The organism is Methylobacterium sp. D54C (assembly GCF_053345595.1).
In genome coordinates, this window is the sequence record NZ_JBKFAK010000297.1 from 1 (window position 1) to 253 (window position 253).

A 253-nucleotide genomic window follows, 5' to 3' on the forward strand; every position below is an offset into this window, starting at 1 on the left:
CTTGCTCTCGTGCAGGAGCGCGGCGTTCGGCTGGGCATGGTGTTCCTCGATGGCACCAATATGCGTGCGCATCAGAAGGCGGCTGGAGCCGCTAAAAGGGGGGATCTGCAGCCGAGCGAGACGATCGGTAAGCGATGTTCCGACCCCATCTTCTGTGGGGCGATCTGACCGGGCAATTTGACGATCCGCACGAGAGGATCGTTTTGTGTCTCGACTTGACCGTAGACTTGAGCCGGAGGGGACGGTCCGGCGT

The 253-nt window shown here is 61.3% G+C and carries 1 pseudogene; it reads left to right on the forward strand.

Features of this window, described 5'->3' with window-relative positions:
* A pseudogene (locus ACLBYB_RS33610) lies at positions 1 to 128 on the forward strand (IS5 family transposase); the annotation flags it as partial.
* Positions 129 to 253 lie beyond the last annotated feature (125 nt).